The organism is Shewanella spartinae (assembly GCF_019457555.1).
Classification (GTDB): Bacteria; Pseudomonadota; Gammaproteobacteria; order Enterobacterales; family Shewanellaceae; genus Shewanella; species Shewanella loihica.
Map to the genome: position 1 here is coordinate 2460050 of NZ_CP080418.1, position 17241 is coordinate 2477290.

Genomic DNA, 17241 nt, shown 5'->3' on the forward strand with positions numbered 1-17241 from the left:
CTGATTCAAAAATATGCTGGGTGTCACTGGGATTTAACTCGCCAAATTTGCGGCGATTTTAATCCCATTGGCCGATAAAAAACGGCGGGACACTAAGGTCATATTATGCTTGTTTCCTTCGCAGGGACTAACCTGATCAGGTTCAACGGATCCCGAATAAACGGTCTCAGCCTAATGGCACTCCGACAAGAGGGGCTCAGTATAGACATAAGGGAGTGAGGGTGGCAAGCCCCTTTAAACTCTAGCTGAAATCAAATTAATCGAAACAAATAATAAAATAAAATCAATAAATTGTATAAAATAAAAGTATCATGGTAATTTAAGCCTGAAAATATATCACACTAGTTTTTATCTTTAATCTCTACTCCCATCATACTCAGATGCTTATCAAGGGAGTCTTTAATCGCCTGTTTCACCTTATCGCCACCACACTTAAAGGGGAAGCCTAAGTTTTCCCCGTGGGGGTTAATTGGTGTCGCCACACTCACCACGCGATAACAGGTATCCCCTATCTTGACGATGCGATTGGGATCCACCTTGCTGTCTAAGGTGATTGCCGTCTCATACTCGTTCTCCTTAGGTAGGGCTAACACCCTCATCTTGCCATTCATCTCGCTCATCGACTTTTTCTGGGTGGCCTTGTCGGCGGCGTGCTCGACTAGCTTATCCAGCTGTGCCTGCCTGTATCTCGCCATATAATCGCCAGTTGCAGCGCTTACCGCTCCCGAGTCTGCTGCCGCGCTGCTCTCCAGATTAAGACCTTTCGCACCATCGAAGGAGAATGCTTCATTCTCTTTCTGAGTATCAGCGGGAGCCTCGATTTTAGAGACGATGTTAGACTCGGATAGCTCAACTGCTGGCTCAAGGGCAGGATCAACACTTGCTTGGGTAACATTAGGCTGGAAACGAGTAACTTGAGTCGCTGACGCCCCCTTCTCAGGACTCGACTTAATCGGAGCGGCACTTTGCTGAGCAGAAACCGGCGCCAGATTGTCCTCTGTCACTTCAACACTTTGATTAAGCGTATCTTGCTTTGACGCGTTTTGATTTGACTGGCTCGTCAGCGGCGCGTTTACTGGTACCTCGGCAGGGCGAGATTTGGCCTTCATGGCGTCAAACTCTGCCTGAGTCAGCATATAGGCGCTGATGGCCTGCTTGTCTCGCTTAATTGATTCCTGAGCTAAATATGGCCCCTTAAACTGCCAACTCAATAAAGCCAGCAACACAAGGTGCGCCAGCAAGACGACCAAGAAGAGTGACAGATCTTTCCAGCCAATCCTTGCAGCTATAGCGATAGATAGTGGGCCTTCAAGAGGTGCGTTAGGAACAAGCTCCTTAAGCGAAAGTTCCTCAAGCGAAAGCTCCTTAACCAAAAGCTCCTCAGCATGAGCGCCTTGCCCGGCGTGCTCACTCGCCAAAGGCTCTCTCGCTAATGGAGCGTAGACGAGATGACAGAAGGCCAATTGCTCGACATCAATATCAGCATTAAGGTTTAGATTAAGATTGAGGTCAAGCCAGGAAGATTGACTATCCTTAGGGGGCACTCGCAATAGCAACTCATCCTTTCCTTAGGAAACTTAGCATTTTAGAGAAGAAGAGAAGCTATTAGTTCAATCAAGGATAGATAGTGGACAGCGTTAAATTTAAAAAATAATAAATTCAATTGCTAACAAAACAAAATCCAAATTAGGCGTACACATGTACGCCTAACTATTTCTTTTGTACCAGCATGCTGTTAGACTCACCATTAACGAGGTCTAACCAGTTTTAGAGAGTCTAATGCCACCACAATCCCTGCCCCCACAAACCATACAGCCCCAAGAGATCGGCCTGAATAGTCAGCCCAGCTTTGCTGCTACGGCCGCTCCCTATAGCCGCGCAGAAGAGCTGGCAAACGCCCTCAGCCATGGCCTGGGTGTGATTGCCGGTATTCTGGCGCTGGCGTTTTCACTGCATAAGGGATGGGACAGGCTCACCGATCTTCAACTTGGCGGATTGGCACTCTATTGTTTGAGCATCATACTCCTGTTTCTCTGCTCAACGCTCTATCACAGCGTCTCGGCACCTAAGTTAAAGCATAAACTCAAGATAGCCGATCACTGCGCCATCTATCTGTTGATCGCCGGCACCTACACGCCGCTGATGCAGATCCTGCTCGACAGTGTCGAGGCCGATGCCATTCTCATCGCCATCTGGGGTCTGGCCCTAGGCGGGATCCTGTTTAAGACGCTGTTTATTCACCGCTTCAAGATCTTTAGCCTAGTGCTCTATCTGGTGATGGGCTGGTTGTGTGTCATAGTGATGAAGCAGCTGCTTGCAGCCATGAGTCCACTAGGGTTTAAGCTCCTCTTGGCTGGCGGAATTTTTTACAGCGTCGGGGTGATCTTCTATGTGGGTAAACGCATTCCCTATAATCACGCCATCTGGCATCTGTTTGTCCTCGCAGGCGCCCTCAGCCACTTCCTATGCGTCTATCTGACGGTGATCTAACATAAAGAGATCAAACGCCTCATCGAGCTGCTGTGCCTCTTGGCTCATCCCTAAACTGTGCATCAGGCTAATGATGCACTCTATGGTGCACAGACCTTGAGATAATTGATTCCGCCTTAGGCGATAGCGTGACGGTTCGCTCTCCTGCAGCGTCAGCCTTCTCGCCGCTTGCAGATAGGGGCTCTGACGCATCATCTTTCTGGCCTCCTGCCAGGTGGCATCGAGAATGATCACCTGACGCATGCCCTGCTCCCCATCCTTTTTAAGCTGAAGTTGCTCGGGCGTGATAGCCTGATTCACGCTCGAGCCCATTCTCGAACCAGAGTCCGTCTCATCTGCATCGTACTCCTTTGGAAAGAGCAGCAGAGCTTCACCCGATTCACAGGCCTGTTTTAACGCCTCATCGGGCGTAACCCGTGACCAGGGCACACGGCGACACAGCTCAGGGAATGCGGCTAACGCCAGCTGGCCTGTGTTACTGGGACGATCGTACTCCCGCTCGTGCGTTAACAAGACAAACTTCACCCTTTCTCTCCCCGTCATTTTGCTGGTATTTGGAGCCTAAACTCACGCCTATCGTTAAACCAAAGGCGATGAGTATACCTCAAAGGACTAGGGCTAGAACGAGGACAATGACAGGAACAACCCGAGTAGGCCTGTTGTGGCTCGCCCGGATGACATGATTAACGTGCGACCACTAACGAAAGTCCCGCGAGCTCGATTCAAAATCATTCACCAGAGCCGATAGATCGTCCAGTCTACCCGCGATAACATGTGACACGCCAGACTGGGTCTCAAGCACCCCTGTTACCTTTAAAATTTTTGATGTCAAAAATGGCTGACGCTGCGCCCTGGCCGTGGCGCTCCAGACGATCACATTGATGTTGCCCGTCTCATCTTCTAAGGTCACGAAGGTGACCCCTGAGGCGGTACCTGGACGCTGACGCCCCACCACCACGCCCGCCACATGCACAAGTTGCCCATGACGACAATCGGCTAACTCACTGGCACGGCGACAGCCCACAAATGGCGCCAACCCTCTGAGCTGAGCCATCACATGGCGCCCCAGGCTGAGCCCCAGATGGCGATAGTCGCTGTGCATGGCTGCCATCTCACTTGGAGGCGGCAACACCACCTCACTGGCGACAGCTGGTAAGTCATCGAACAGCGGAAGACTCGGCTGATAGGCACTGAGTTGCCAGCGCGCCTGATACCTATGCCCGGCCAGCGTCAACAGGGCATCTGCACTAGCCAGCAAGGTCAGACAGCCCTGAGATAAACCTAGCTCATAGAGCTGCTCGACCCGGGTAAAGCCGCCTTCGGGGCGCGCTTCGATAAGGGTCTTGATCTCCTCCAGCCTGAGTCCCTTCACTTGCCTAAAGCCCAGGCGTATCGCAGGCTGCTCAACCTCCACTAGGGTCACCAGGCTACTATCCCATTCACTGTGATTGACGCACACCGGTAGCACCATAACGTCGTGGCGCTGCACATCCTGAATAAGCTGCGACGGGCTATAGAAGCCCATGGGTTGGCTGTTAAGCAAGGCGCAGCAGAAGGCCGCCGGATAATGATGTTTAAGATAGGCCGACACATAGGCCAGCAGGGCAAAGCTGGCCGAATGCGACTCGGGAAAGCCATACTCACCAAAGCCTTTGATCTGCCTGTAGATCTGTTCGGCGAATGTTTGGCTGTACCCCCGCGCCGCCATCCCCTGAAGCAGTTTAACCTCAAACTTTTCCAGCTCACCGGTACGCTTCCAACTCGCCATCGCCCGGCGAAGCTGATCCGCCTCGCCGCCACTGAACCCCGCGGCCACCATGGCCAGCTGGATCACCTGCTCCTGAAAGATAGGTACCCCCATGGTACGGGACAGCACGGACTCGACCGCCGGGCTGGGATATTCCACCGCCTCCAGACCATCCCGCCTTCTCAGATAGGGATGTACCATGTCCCCCTGAATTGGCCCTGGCCTAACGATGGCGATCTGCACTACCAGATCGTAATAGCAAGCTGGCTTCAGCCTTGGCAGCATGGCGCTCTGCGCCCGGGACTCGACCTGAAACACCCCTATGCTGTCGCCCGCCTGCAACATGTAATAAACCTCGGCCTCTTCCCATACCACATCGGCCATGGAAAAGACTTGCTCTGGGCCGCTCAGCAAGGCGAAGGTCTTACGGATCGCGGTTAGCATCCCCAGGGCGAGGATATCCACCTTTAACAGCCCCAGGCTCTCCAGGTCATCCTTATCCCACTGGATCACGGTGCGATCCGCCATGGCCGCATTTTCAATGGGAACCAATTCAGACAAGGGCCCTGCCGAGATGATAAAGCCTCCCACGTGCTGAGACAGATGGCGGGGAAAACCGATCAGCGTCTGCACCAAGGGCAGCAACATGCGCCCGCGCCCAGCCTCTGGCAACATGGCGGCAAGCTGAGTCGTCCAGTGATGCTTGGGATCCCGGCGATCGATATTTTTAATCATCAGGGCTACCTGCTCGGCATCTATCCCCAGCGCCTTGCCCACATCCCCCATGGCACTCTTGAAGCGATAACAGATCACCGCCGCGGCCAACGCCGTACGCTCACGACCATATTTGCGGTAGATGTACTGAATCACCTCCTCGCGCCGCTCATGCTCGAAGTCCACGTCGATATCTGGCGGCTCGTTGCGCTCCTTGGAGATGAAACGTTCGAACAACATGTTGATCTTAGTGGGATCCACCTCTGTGATCCCCAGGCAATAACAGACCACAGAGTTGGCCGCCGAGCCCCTTCCCTGATAGAGGATTTGCTGAGACTTGGCGAAACAGACGATGTCATAGATGGTCAGAAAGAAATACTCATAGGCCATCGCCGCGATCAGCTCTAGCTCCTTCTCATACTGCGCCTTCACCCTATCGGGCACCCCGTCGGGGAAGCGGCGTCTGGCGCCTTCACGCACCGCCTGCGCCAGATAATCGCTGGCCTGCATGCCGGCGGGTACCACCTCGGCCGGGTACTCATACTTGAGCTCATCCAAAGAGAAATGGCAGCGACGTGCCAGAGCCAGGCCGTTATTGATCCACTCCTGTGGATAACGTTTACGCTGCGCTGCAATCGGCTTGAGGCTAGCCTCGGCGTTGATGGAGCATAGCGCCGCGCCGCTGTCGAGATCCCGACCATGGGCGATACAAGTTAAAATATCCAGCAGCGGCTGACGCTCCGCCTCGTGCATGCGCACGCCACCGGCCGCCACGCAGGGGATCTCCTGAGCCTGACTCAGCCATTGCCACTGCTGCAGATTAAGGGCCTCTCCCGGCAGTAAGAGCCGCTCCATCAGCAGATGCAGGCGGTCCGGGAAGGCTACAACCAGCCGTGAGGCGATGCTCGCGATGTGCTCACGATAACGGGACAACAGATTAGGCTCATCGCTCTGTGCCACACTCCCCTTTGCCGTATCGCCCCCAGCCATCTCACTCTCTGCCGTATCGTTTACGGCCAAGCCACTCCTTGCCTCATCACTCCTTGCCTCATCACTCCTTGCCTCGCCACTCCTTGCCTCGCCACTCCTTGCCTCGCCAGCCAGCCTGAACTGCGCCAGCGTGGGCGGGCGCCACAGCAGCAGGCTCTGCTGCTGAGCCAAGATAGCCTCCAGGCTCGCCCGGTACTCACCCTTGCCCTGGCTTCGCCTGGCGTTGGTGATCAGGGCGCTGATCTCACCATAGGCGAGACGGCAAGGCGCCAGCAGCACGAACAACCCCTCATCGAGATGAAACTCTGCGCCCAAGATCAGCTTAAGATCGCAGCGCTTGGCCGCCTCATGGGCCTTAACCACACCGGCAAAGGAACACTCGTCGGTCAGCGCCAATGCCTGATAGCCAAGGCGCTTGGCCTGCTCCACCAGCTCATGAGGATGAGAGGCCCCGCGCAAGAAGCTGTAGTTCGAGAGGACGTGCAACTCGGCGTACTGTAATTCGCTGTACATTAGCCAAACCATCCCTGCAGGAATAACCCCTCAGGCGAGCGAAATACCCAGCAGAGCCCTCCCTGATGCATGCGGGCAAGGTAATAATCCCGCGGCGAGGCCGCCGACCAAGGACTATGCAGCCGCTCTGGCCCCTTGAGTAAACTCACCGACTCAGGCGCCAACGGCTCGGGCTGGCGCAGGAGCCAATTAGGGCGGATGCGGCCATCGCACAGGCCATGAAACAGATCTGTAAACAAGGTCGCCTCCTCGCTCAGCGCCCGAGTCTTACCCTGATAGCTTGCCCTCGGCTCGGCGCACCGTTCATACGCTTGGCGCTCAAGCACTTGGCTCTCAAACTTTTGGCTGGAAGCACCTCGAGTAGAAAGGCTTTGACGAGAAGTGCTTTGACGAGAAGTGCTTTGAGAAACAGCTTGATTAGATCCCTTGCACCCTTGGGCACCCAAGCGGCTTTGAGAGACTCGGCTCTGAGAAAGCGAGCGGCTCTGCCAGCTCAGCTCCGGCAGATGGTGACTGCAGTGCTCAAGTCCCTTAACCTTATCCGCTCCTAGACGTGCCTCAAGCAGTGAGAGCAGGCGCATGCTGGCATCACTCTTACCCTCGCCCTGCCACCAATTGGATGTCTGCACCGATAGCGGCACTAGGGTATCGGCCTGAATCGCCAGGCTGATCACCGGCGCCGCCAGGGTGAGACTCTCTAGCTGCACACGGCAGAGTTTAAGTAAGGCATCCCCCCTATGCTCGGCGAAGGGATAACGGATCTCGCAGCGCAGTGGCACCAGACTCAAGTCGCGAAACACTAAGGTTAATGACAGGGCCAGCACTGCCTGCTGGCGCTGCACCAGATAGGCCGATAGGGTTCCTAGCATGCGCCCGAGGGGAAAGGCCAAACCTTCGAGATGACTCACCTCATAGAGCAATTCAAGCTTGTGACGATAAGACTCTGGCATCTGGTAAAACTCATGCATCTGAGGCAGCTGCCCCTTGAGCTGAGCCAGCAGGATTAAGCCACTCTCGCCAAAGCGCTCACCAAGCTCCTTGAGTGGCAAGTCGAGCAGCGCCTGCACCTGAGTAAGCCCCATGTTCTCGCAAGACTGCAGCACATGCCCAGACAGTGGCAAGACAGAGATCGGCAGGGGCGCGATCAGCTTGAGAGCGATCTGAGGTAAATTCACCGAATACGCGACTGTCCGATCATCTATCGATTGGGCTTTGGTTTCTTCTCCTTGGTTTTTCTCTTCTAGGGCAGCTTCTCTCACTTCTCGTTTGGCGAGATATGTGGATGCTGTGGCACCAATTTCCGACTCTAGGCTCTCTGGCTTAAAGTTCCCTCGCTTAGAATTCCCTAACTTAGTGCACCTAGACTCGCGAGTTTCTTTCGGGTTTCTCTTGTTATCACAGGTGACATCTGCAGACAGAGTGAGCGGTAGATGCCTGGCTCCCAGCTGAGCCAACAGTGCATTCTCCCCCAGGGCAAATTGACACTCGAGGCCATAGCCTTGGGCGCTCTTCTGATATTGGCTAATGAGCCTGTCCAGACCGCCGAAGATCTTCGTCATTGAGCCCACCTCCAGCAGCAGGGTATCTGCCACACTGGGCACATCAGAGGATCGACTCGATTTGCTTGCTTTATGTGACTTACTCGGCTTATTTAGCCTATGCTGCTGGGCCTGCTCGAACGGGCAGACAGGCGGCACGACCCTGGCACTGTAGCCATAGCTCCACTGGCACAGCCAATGGCTGGCCTCCTGACTCAAGGAGGGTTCATAGGCCAGCAGTTGCAGCGATGGGCAGAGCGTCTGGGCGGTAGCCAGGCTCTGCCCCGGCTCCACGCCCAGCTTAGCCGCGGCTCTTGAGGCGATCAGGATCTGACTCGACTGACGCTCGAAAAGGGCCAGCTCGTTGCCCTGGGGCAAGCCTTGATGATAGCTTTGATACTGGAGTAACCAGTGGGGAAAATAGACCGCCAGCCACAACATCTACGCACTCCAGGGACCTTGTAAGATCTGACCGCTCTGCTGCTTATTAAGCTTATTTTCCAATCTCTCATCCTGCTGTTTAGTCACATCGAGCATCAGACTCTGGGCCAGCAACTCAGGTAGCAGGAATAAGGAGAAGCGCGGCGCCGGCCAGCCCCCACGGCGCTTTAGAATATCCACCTGGGTCTCGAGAAGCCTATCGTTGCCCATTTTTATGTTAGCTTCGCTACTGGTTTCTATGTTGATTCCTGTGTTGGTTTCTGTGCTGGGTTGCAAGGCGATCCGCAGTGGCACGGGATGAGCCTGCTCCTTGACCTTGCTTGGCAGATAACAGAGACACAGGCTCTCGCCCTTCTCGCAGGCAAGCTGCAAGCGCCTGGCCTGACTGACACTGAGATCCTCGAGCCAACATAAGACCAGAGGCGAGGCGCCGCTGGTTAAGATCTGCTCGAGCGCCCAAAGCTGCTCCTTCGGCGTCTGGGTATCGACCCACAAGAGACAACTGACATCTATCCCCTGCATCGCCAGCGACTGGGGATAAGGCACGTGAGGCGGAGCCACCAGACTCACCAACCCGGCAGCACTTCCCTCCCTCGATTGCCTAGGGATCAGACGGCGCATCAGAGGCAGCGCCAGGCTCAGCTCGCCGATCCCTTCGCTGGAGCAGAAGATCTCGCACAGCCCCTGACTGGGCCAGCCTCCCTGTCCCAGATGGCGATTAAACTCGGGATAGCCGCTGTCCAGCCCCATTTGTTGGGGATGATAGGCATCGCCGCGCCAGAGATCGCTGCGCTGGAGTAAACGTTCAAGTTGAAGATCTGCCAAGGCCATGATGCACCCGCTCTCATTCGGTTCGGTTAAGCGCTCCCTCGGAAATCGGACTATAGGCTTAGACCTAACTTAAGCTATCGCCATGCCTGACGTCCGAGCAACACTCAACAGAAATATCACACAAGCACTGTATATAAACACAGTATATTTATAAATTGGCAGATCGCAAGCAGAGAAACCTAAGATTGGAGTGGAAGCTCATGTCAAAGCATCGTGCCAACAAGCGGCAGACAGGCACAAAAAAACCACCCTAAGGTGGTTTTATCGGTTATCGGTATCGGTTATACCTTTGATTAGCGATATTTCTTTACCTTCTTGAGCGCTATCTGCTGCTTGAGGGGCGACAGATGCTCGATAAAGACCTTGCCATCGAGATGATCCATCTCATGCTGCAGGACGATTGCCAGGAAGTCATCGCTCTCGATCTCAAAGGCCTCTCCCTGGCGGTTAAGTGCCTTGACCTTCACCTTCTCGAAACGTGTCACCTTGGCGCGGTAGCCAGGAATAGAGAGACAACCCTCCTCGCCGACGATCTCACCCGAACGCTCGACGAACTCAGGGTTGATCACCACCATGGGCTGATCGCGATCCTCAGACAGATCGATCACTAAGATGGCGTGTTCGCTGCCCACCTGGGTAGCGGCGAGCCCTATGCCATCGTCTGTGTGGTACATGGTTTCGATCAGATCATCGATAAAACCTTGCACGGCGGCAATGTCTTCTACGGGCTTGGCCTTACGTTTCAGGCGCTCATCGGGAATGGTCAATATATCGAGTACAGGCATAGTCTCAGGTTCTGGTTAATCAAATTAGGCATATAAAGTGGCGCCATTATGACCGAAATCACATTAAAGGCAACCGCAATCGGGTTTTCCCTTCAGGCCATACCCTGCCGGCGACTTGTATTTCATCGCTCAAGTCGATAGCATGACCAGACAAATGTATACAATATACGAGAATAATAATGACGACCCCTATACGTAACCCTCTGCCCAGTACCTTTTATGTGGCCAATACCATGGAGATCTTCGAGCGTCTCGCCTGGTATGGCTTCTTTACCCTCTCCTCCCTCTACATGACCTCTCCTGCTCACCAAGGTGGCTTAGGCTTTAGCGAACAGGAGCGTGGCCTGCTGCAGGGAATGATCCCCTTTTTTCTCTACCTGTTTCCCGTACTTACCGGCGCATTGGCCGATCGCTATGGCTACCGTAAGATGTTTCTTATCGCCTACGCCATCATGTGTCCCAGCTATTTCCTCCTGGGTCAGGTGAGCAGCTTTAGCGGCTTCTTCATCGCCTTCATGGGGGTCGCCATAGGCGCGGCCTGCTTTAAACCTGTGGTGACGGGCACTGTGGCACGCACCACAGATCACACCAACCGCGGCCTGGGTTTTGGCATCTTCTATATGATGGTCAATGTGGGCGGCTTCCTCGGCCCCTTCATCGCAGGTTATGTCCGCGCCATCAGCTGGGACTGGGTCTTCATCATGTCGGCGATCTGGATAGGCATTAACTTCATACCGGCAACCTTCTTCTACCGTGAACCGACGGATCCCCACCAGCAGCGGGGCAAGCCGCTGTCTCAGGTGTTGAGAGACATCCAAGAGGTGCTGGGCAACGCCCGTTTCGCCCTGCTGTTTTTCGGCACCTTAGTGATCCTGCTCTCCTACGGCGCCAAGTGGATCAGTGGCGAGCAGTGCCTCACCATCTATCTGGTGTGGTTTAGTCTGCATTTTCTCTGGAACACGCTGGCCAAGTCAGATAAGCAACTGCCCTGGTATCAACAGAAGATCGCCCTGGGCAACAAACCCTTCGTGATCTACCTGCTTATCCTCTCCGGTTTCTGGATGGTCTACCAGCAGATCTTCATCACCCTACCCATCTATATCCGTGACTTTGTCGATACCTCAGACTTGGTCGCTATGCTCGCCCCCTGGCCAGGACTGCTCGACTTCTTCGCCCCCGTGGATATCTCTCTGCTCAGCGACGAGCTACTGAACGCGGCAAAAGTCTACACAGCAGGAAGCCTGAGCCTGTCAGAGGCCTACTTCGACTTAGTACATGCCAAGGTAATGATCCCAAGGGAGGAGCTGGGCGCAGCCCTTGGCGCCATCGCACAAACGCCAGAACTAGCCAGTCAATACAGCCAGCAGTTCGCCCAGCAGTATCGTCAGGTGAACCCCGAATACCTTATCGGCTTGAACTTTCTCTCGATCGTGCTGATGCAGGTGATGGTGAGTCGCATCGCCGAGCGCTTCAGTCCGCTACCTGTATTGGTAGCCGGCACCCTCATCCTGGCACTGGGCACGGCGCTGGGTGGACTGGCTCACGGCATACTCATGGGCGGCGCCATGGTGCTCACCTCTATCTTAGTCTTCTCTATCGGCGAGATGGTGGCATCCCCTAAGAGCCAGGAATATGTGGCCAGCTTTGCGCCGCAAGATAAGAAAGCGATGTTTATGGGCTACTATTTCGTCTCATCGGCCATCGGCTTCCTGCTGGCAGGCCCGCTTTCTGGTTACCTCTACGCCGAAGTGGCTAAGGGCGCCGGGGAGCCCGCCCTGATGTGGTACATCATAGGCGGCTTTGGCCTGCTGGCCGCCATAGGCCTGGTGCTGTTTCACCGCTTTGGTGCCAAACAGGCATTATCACAAGTCCAGCCAACCGCCTTGGGCGCACAAGGCTAGCGATACCGCCGCTTTACGCAGATAAGTAAACAGACAGTTGAACAGACAGGCCGAGCGACAAGGACCTGTCTGTTCTCTTTCCCCAGCAAACTCATAGCAGCGGGTTCTTCACCTCTCTTGCCCATTTCATCTCACTCGCCCATTTCGCCGCTCTCGCCGCTCAGGCTCTCGGATAAATTAACTCCGCCTTTAACCTTAGAAATTATAAAAAATCTGGTTTACTATCAGAACATAGCCCTTAAGCCGGACAGAGGCGTGCTTAAGTTAAGCGCTTTGAATTAAGCGCATTGAGCTAAACACTTTGTGTTAAACACTCTGGGCTTAAACAAATAGATCACTAACCTAAATAAGCAGAGGCCTTAGGGCCAAAACGGAGAACGCGTGGATCAGACACAGTTATCGCCCATGGCCAAGATATGGCATGTGATTGCCCTGATCCCCGAGGGAAAGGTCAGCTCCTATGGCAAGATAGCCGATCTCGCGGGGCTGCCCGGACGGGCACGCTATGTCTCCCGCGCCCTCAAGATGGCGCCCGATACATTGGAGCTTCCCTGGCATAGGGTGATCAACAGCCAAGGCAAAATAGCCTTTCCAGAGACCAGTCCCTATTTTATCGAGCAGATGCAGAGATTAAGAAGTGAAGCGATAGAAGTGAACCGAGGTAGGGTTAAGCTGTCCAAGTATGAGTGGCAGCCGGATCTGGCGACCCTAGTGTTTGCATTACCCTTTTAACCTTTAGTTACCCGGGAGAAGGCCTTGTCGATATTCAAATCCGCATTCATGATTTCATCTTTCTGTGCCATTGCCCTTACCGCACAGGCCGATGAATACCCCTTGACCCCCCACACGGCCGAGTATCAGGTGAACTACGGCAGCATAGAGTTGGGTAAGGCGCGCTATCAACTGCCGGCACCTCAGGGCAACTTGTACCAATATCGTTTCGACAGCGACGTCAGCCTGTTGATGCTGTGGGATAAACGCACCGTCATCAGCACCTTCAGCAAGGAGGGTGAGCAGCTTATTCCCATGCGTTTCACCCATAACCGCAACGGCACCGGCTCCGACTATCAGGAGCAATCCGCCTATGTACTGGATCAGAAACTGGTGCACAGCCGCTACAAGGATGAACGGGCAAAGTTTCCCTATACCCCGGATCTCTTCGACCCCTTGATGGTTCAGCTGCAGTTTAGGCTAGATATAATGAAGGGCAGCAATAAGCTGCACTACAAGATGCTCAAGAGCGGCGAGATAGATGAGTATGACTTTAAGGTGGTCGGCAAGGAGCGCATGGTGATCGCGAGCGGCACCTATGAGACGGTCAAGATAGAGGTGGTGCGGGACAACGACAAACGCCAGACCTTTTTCTGGATGTCGCCCGAGCTCGGCTATCTGCCTGTCAGGCTCACCCACTTCGAGAAGGGCAGCAAACAGCTGGATATCACCCTGCTTAATTATCAGTACAGTGAGCCGACCATGGCGCAAACCAGCGAGCAGACCAATAAACAGGCAAGTAAACAGGCGAATCAACAGTCAGGTGAACAGGCCAAGGCCCTCGTAGATAGACAAAACCAATCTCACCCATAGAAAGTCAGCCATTAAAAGTCGGCCATGAAAATCAGACATAGACTGAATTACTCGTCTGAATCACGCGCGCATTCTGCCCGAAGGATTGGCGTTACCAACATCAGCATTAAAAAGGGGCCTTAGGCCCCTTCTCTTTTTCCACGGTTTACAACTAACCGTTTGCTTGGCTTAAGCCTTTTAACTTAAGCCCTTTTAACCTAAGCTCGCTTGGCTTCAGCTCTCTTGGCTTCAGCCTTCTTGAGTTAAAACAAGCTCGCCCCGGGCAAACAGCTTCCACTCTCCGGGCTTAAGAATATGCCAGTCTTCGTTATCGGTCAGCGGCCTGGTCGCGATCACGGTGACGATATCGTTGGGCGTGGTCTCCTTGTCGAAATCGATCACCACATCGGTATCGATAAGCTTGGCCTTACCAAAGGGAGCCCGTCGGGTGATGTGACACAGGTTATTGCTGCAATAGCTCATCAGGTGCTCGCCATCGCTCAAGATCATGTTAAACACCCCAAGGGCGCGGATCTCATCGGCCAAGGTGGCGATAAACCGATATACGGGCAGCAGATCCGCTGGCGCCTGATCGCCGAAGCGCTCCACCACCTTCTCTAGAATCCAGCAAAACGCCAGTTCGCTGTCGGTGTCACCTACAGGCTGATAACGGCGCACCGCAAATTTTTGCTGATAATCGCTCAGCTGGCCATTATGGGCATAGGTCCAGTAGTGTCCCCATAACTCACGGGTGAAGGGATGGGTATTTTCCAGTGATACACAGCCGCGATTGGCCTGGCGGATATGACTGACCACCACCTCACTCTTGATGGGGTACGACTTGATCAACTGCGCCACATGAGACTGACTGCTTGGGCAGGCATCCTTGAAGGTGCGACTCCCCTTGCCCTCATAGAAGGTGATCCCCCAACCATCGACATGGGGACCTGTGACGCCACCACGCTCCGCCAGCCCGGTAAAACTAAACACGATATCCGTGGGCACATTGGCACTCATGGCCAGCAACTCACACATAAACAGACACCTTAACTCTAAATTGCTTATCTTATTTAATTCTAACGACTTGACCCAATTTGTGGAATCCTCGCCTCAACAAAAAAGTTAAACAATTGTTTGAAAAATGCTTGTATAAAACCCGCCATAGGGTTAGATTTTATGCGACACAGGTCTGACCAGCATCTATAATTGTGATTATGGTCATATAAAAAATGCTGACATAGAGCAGCTTTCGGTCGCTATTGAAGGAGAATTACCGTGACTAGCTTACTTTGGATTTTTGTGATGCTCTTTGCGTTAGGCGCCTTAGCCTACCTTAGAGTATCCCTGCTGACCTCGACCATCATCGCGGCTATCGTGATGGCACTGGGTACAGCAACCGCGAGCATTTCCCCCCTTGCCTGGCTGGTCTTCCTGGCCATCGCCCTACCGCTTAACATAGGCGCCTTCAGAAAAAGCGTGATCACCCGTCCGCTGCTGAAACTCTATAAAGGGATCATGCCGGAGATGTCTTCCACCGAAAAAGAAGCGATCGAAGCCGGTACCACCTGGTGGGAAGCGGATCTCTTTGCCGGTAAGCCAAACTGGAAGAAGCTGCACAACTATCCGGTCGCCCGTCTGACTGCCGAAGAGCAGGCCTTCATCGAAGGACCGGTTGAGGAAGTGTGTAAGATGCTCAACCAGCATCAGGTTTCTCATCAGCTCGGCGATCTGCCAGAGTCTATCTGGCAATACCTCAAAGACAACGGCTTCTTCGCCATGATCATCAAGAAGAAGTACGGTGGTCTGGAATTTTCTGCCTATGCCCAGTCTCGCGTGCTGCAAAAGCTGGCGGGCGTCTCCAGTGAGCTGGCCTCAACCGTTGGCGTGCCTAACTCACTCGGCCCCGGCGAGCTGCTACAGCACTATGGTACCCCGGCGCAGCAAGATCATTATCTGCCTCGCCTGGCCAAAGGCCTCGAAGTTCCCTGTTTCGCCCTCACCAGCCCTGAAGCGGGTTCGGATGCCGGCGCCATCCCTGACTTTGGTATCGTCTGTAAAGGCCAATGGCAAGGCGAAGAAGTGCTGGGGATGAAACTGACCTGGAACAAGCGCTATATCACCCTGGCGCCGGTTGCGACCGTGCTGGGTCTGGCGTTTAAGCTGCAAGATCCCAACAAACTGCTGGGCGACAAGGAAGAGCTGGGCATCACCTGCGCCCTGATCCCAACGGATGTGCCTGGCGTCGAAACCGGTCGTCGTCACTTCCCGCTGAACTGTATGTTCCAAAATGGTCCGACACGCGGCAACGAAGTGTTCGTTCCCCTGGACTTTATCATAGGTGGTCCAGAGATGGCCGGTCAGGGCTGGCGCATGCTGGTCGAGTGTCTCTCGGTTGGACGCGGCATCACACTACCTTCTAACTCAGCCGGCGGCATCAAAACCGCAGCGGTGGCCACAGGCGCCTACGCCCGCATTCGTCGTCAATTCAAGCTACCTATCGGTAAGCTGGAAGGTATCGAAGAGCCAATGGCTCGCATCGGCGGCAACGCCTATCTGATGGATGCGGTCACAACCCTGACCACCACAGGTATCGATCTTGGCGAGAAACCATCGGTGATCTCGGCCATCGTTAAGTATCACCTGACCGACAGAATGCAGAAATGCGTCATCGACGCCATGGACATTCACGGTGGTAAAGGCGTCTGTCTTGGCGAGAACAACTACCTGGGCCGTGGCTATCAGGCGGCGCCTATCGCCATTACCGTTGAGGGGGCTAACATCCTGACCCGCTCTATGATCATCTATGGTCAAGGGGCGATCCGTTGCCATCCTTACGTACTGGCCGAGATGGAAGCGGCGTTTGACCCTGACATGCACAAGTCGCTGAACGACTTCGACTCAGCCCTGTTTGGCCATATCGGCTTTACCACCAGCAACCTGGTGCGTAGCTTCTGGCTGGGCTTGACCTCGAGCTACTTCTCGAATAGCCCATACAAGGACAAGACTAAGCGTTACTATCAGCACATGAACCGTTTCAGTGCCAACCTGGCCTTGCTATCGGACCTGGCCATGGCAACCCTTGGCGGTGGCCTCAAGCGTAAAGAGCGCGTCTCTGCCCGTCTTGGCGATCTGCTAAGTCAGCTGTATTTGGCCTCGGCGACCCTGAAGCGTTATCAGGACGAAGGCCGTCAGAGTGAAGATCTTGTGCTGGTACAATGGGCGGTTGAAGATGCCCTCTACAAGCTGCAAGACTCGCTGGACGATCTGCTCAACAACTTCCCGATGGGACTGGGCCGCGTGCTAAGAGTCATCCTCTTCCCATTTGGTCGTCCACTTAAGCGTCCAAGCGATGTGCTGGATCATAAGGTGGCTAAGATCATGCAAACCCCTTGTGCAAGCCGAGATCGCCTGGGTAAAGGCCAATTCTGGACACCGTCACCATTCAACGCCGTCGGAATTCAGGAGCAGACCTTTAAAGATATCCTGGCCTGTGAACCGCTGCACGATAAGATCTGCAAGGCAACAGGTAAGCGCCACCCCTTCATGTGGCTGGACAAGCTAGCCGCCGAAGGTAAGGCACTGGGGATCTTGAGCGATGAGGAAGTGGCGCTGCTCGAGCGCGCCGAAATTGGCCGCATGAAGTCAATCAATGTCGATGACTTCGACCCAGCCGAGCTCAGAGCGCAGACCCTAGACGATGAGACTCAACATCAGGCCGCCTGAACTCG

Annotated in this window: 12 protein-coding genes and 1 riboswitch; of the genes, 5 read left to right on the forward strand and 7 right to left on the reverse strand. The window is 54.3% G+C overall.

The features are described 5' to 3' along the window. Positions 1-96 precede the first annotated feature (96 nt). A riboswitch (TPP riboswitch) is annotated at positions 97-195 on the reverse strand. Between the two features lie 146 nt (positions 196-341). Further along, positions 342-1211: a hypothetical protein gene (locus K0I31_RS10985; RefSeq protein ID WP_220078391.1), complete on the reverse strand. Its 870-nt coding sequence runs from the start codon at positions 1209-1211 to the stop codon at positions 342-344. A gap of 568 nt (positions 1212-1779) precedes the next feature. On the opposite strand from K0I31_RS10985, the gene trhA reads away from it, so the two are divergent. Continuing rightward, a complete protein-coding gene (gene trhA, locus K0I31_RS10990; RefSeq protein WP_258406477.1) occupies positions 1780-2490 on the forward strand; it encodes a PAQR family membrane homeostasis protein TrhA in 711 nt (236 codons plus the stop codon). On the opposite strand, the gene K0I31_RS10995 is transcribed toward trhA, so the two are convergent. From K0I31_RS10995 to def, 5 genes are all read right to left on the reverse strand, one after another. Beyond that, positions 2464-3015: a DTW domain-containing protein gene (locus K0I31_RS10995; RefSeq protein WP_220078392.1), complete on the reverse strand. Its 552-nt coding sequence runs from the start codon at positions 3013-3015 to the stop codon at positions 2464-2466. The two genes, trhA and K0I31_RS10995, sit on opposite strands and share 27 nt — an antisense overlap. 172 nt (positions 3016-3187) lie before the next feature. After that, positions 3188-6454, reverse strand: a complete 3267-nt coding sequence (locus tag K0I31_RS11000) for an error-prone DNA polymerase (protein WP_220078393.1) — start codon at positions 6452-6454, stop codon at positions 3188-3190. Continuing rightward, entirely contained in the window at positions 6454-8433 is a 1980-nt protein-coding gene (locus K0I31_RS11005; protein ID WP_220078394.1) for a Y-family DNA polymerase, read from the reverse strand. Before K0I31_RS11005 ends, K0I31_RS11000 begins: the two co-directional genes overlap by 1 nt. After that, a complete protein-coding gene (gene imuA, locus K0I31_RS11010; RefSeq protein WP_220078395.1) occupies positions 8434-9258 on the reverse strand; it encodes a translesion DNA synthesis-associated protein ImuA in 825 nt (274 codons plus the stop codon). Positions 9259-9557: 299 nt separating this feature from the next. Continuing rightward, positions 9558-10049, reverse strand: a complete 492-nt coding sequence (gene def, locus K0I31_RS11015; protein ID WP_041511142.1) for a peptide deformylase — start codon at positions 10047-10049, stop codon at positions 9558-9560. Between the two features lie 179 nt (positions 10050-10228). Here def and K0I31_RS11020 point away from each other — a divergent pair, with 179 nt between their 5' ends. From K0I31_RS11020 to K0I31_RS11030, 3 genes are all read left to right on the forward strand, one after another. Further along, positions 10229-11950: an MFS transporter gene (locus tag K0I31_RS11020; protein ID WP_220078396.1), complete on the forward strand. Its 1722-nt coding sequence runs from the start codon at positions 10229-10231 to the stop codon at positions 11948-11950. A 405-nt stretch (positions 11951-12355) separates the two neighbouring features. Then, a complete protein-coding gene (locus K0I31_RS11025) occupies positions 12356-12682 on the forward strand; it encodes an MGMT family protein (RefSeq protein WP_041406634.1) in 327 nt (108 codons plus the stop codon). A 48-nt stretch (positions 12683-12730) separates the two neighbouring features. Further along, a complete protein-coding gene (locus tag K0I31_RS11030) occupies positions 12731-13534 on the forward strand; it encodes a DUF3108 domain-containing protein (protein WP_220080826.1) in 804 nt (267 codons plus the stop codon). 228 nt (positions 13535-13762) lie between these two features. Here K0I31_RS11030 and K0I31_RS11035 read toward each other — a convergent pair whose 3' ends face one another. Continuing rightward, on the reverse strand, positions 13763-14548 hold the full coding sequence (locus K0I31_RS11035; protein WP_220078397.1) for a class II glutamine amidotransferase: 786 nt from the start codon (positions 14546-14548) through the stop codon (positions 13763-13765). Between the two features lie 240 nt (positions 14549-14788). On the opposite strand from K0I31_RS11035, the gene fadE reads away from it, so the two are divergent. Continuing rightward, positions 14789-17236, forward strand: coding sequence for an acyl-CoA dehydrogenase FadE (gene fadE / locus K0I31_RS11040; RefSeq protein ID WP_220078398.1), 2448 nt, complete (start codon positions 14789-14791; stop codon positions 17234-17236). Positions 17237-17241 lie beyond the last annotated feature (5 nt).

What these genes read in the sequence shown, in the direction of transcription:
- K0I31_RS11025 (WP_041406634.1), top strand. Translation starts at nt 12,356, where the DNA reads ATGGCCAAGATATGGCATGTGATTGCCCTGATCCCCGAGGGAAAGGTC.
- K0I31_RS11000 (WP_220078393.1), bottom strand. Translation starts at nt 6,454, where the DNA reads ATGTACAGCGAATTACAGTACGCCGAGTTGCACGTCCTCTCGAACTAC.
- K0I31_RS11020 (WP_220078396.1), top strand. Translation starts at nt 10,229, where the DNA reads ATGACGACCCCTATACGTAACCCTCTGCCCAGTACCTTTTATGTGGCC.
- trhA (WP_258406477.1), top strand. Translation starts at nt 1,780, where the DNA reads ATGCCACCACAATCCCTGCCCCCACAAACCATACAGCCCCAAGAGATC.
- def (WP_041511142.1), bottom strand. Translation starts at nt 10,049, where the DNA reads ATGCCTGTACTCGATATATTGACCATTCCCGATGAGCGCCTGAAACGT.
- K0I31_RS11035 (WP_220078397.1), bottom strand. Translation starts at nt 14,548, where the DNA reads ATGTGTGAGTTGCTGGCCATGAGTGCCAATGTGCCCACGGATATCGTG.
- K0I31_RS11005 (WP_220078394.1), bottom strand. Translation starts at nt 8,433, where the DNA reads ATGTTGTGGCTGGCGGTCTATTTTCCCCACTGGTTACTCCAGTATCAA.
- K0I31_RS11030 (WP_220080826.1), top strand. Translation starts at nt 12,731, where the DNA reads ATGATTTCATCTTTCTGTGCCATTGCCCTTACCGCACAGGCCGATGAA.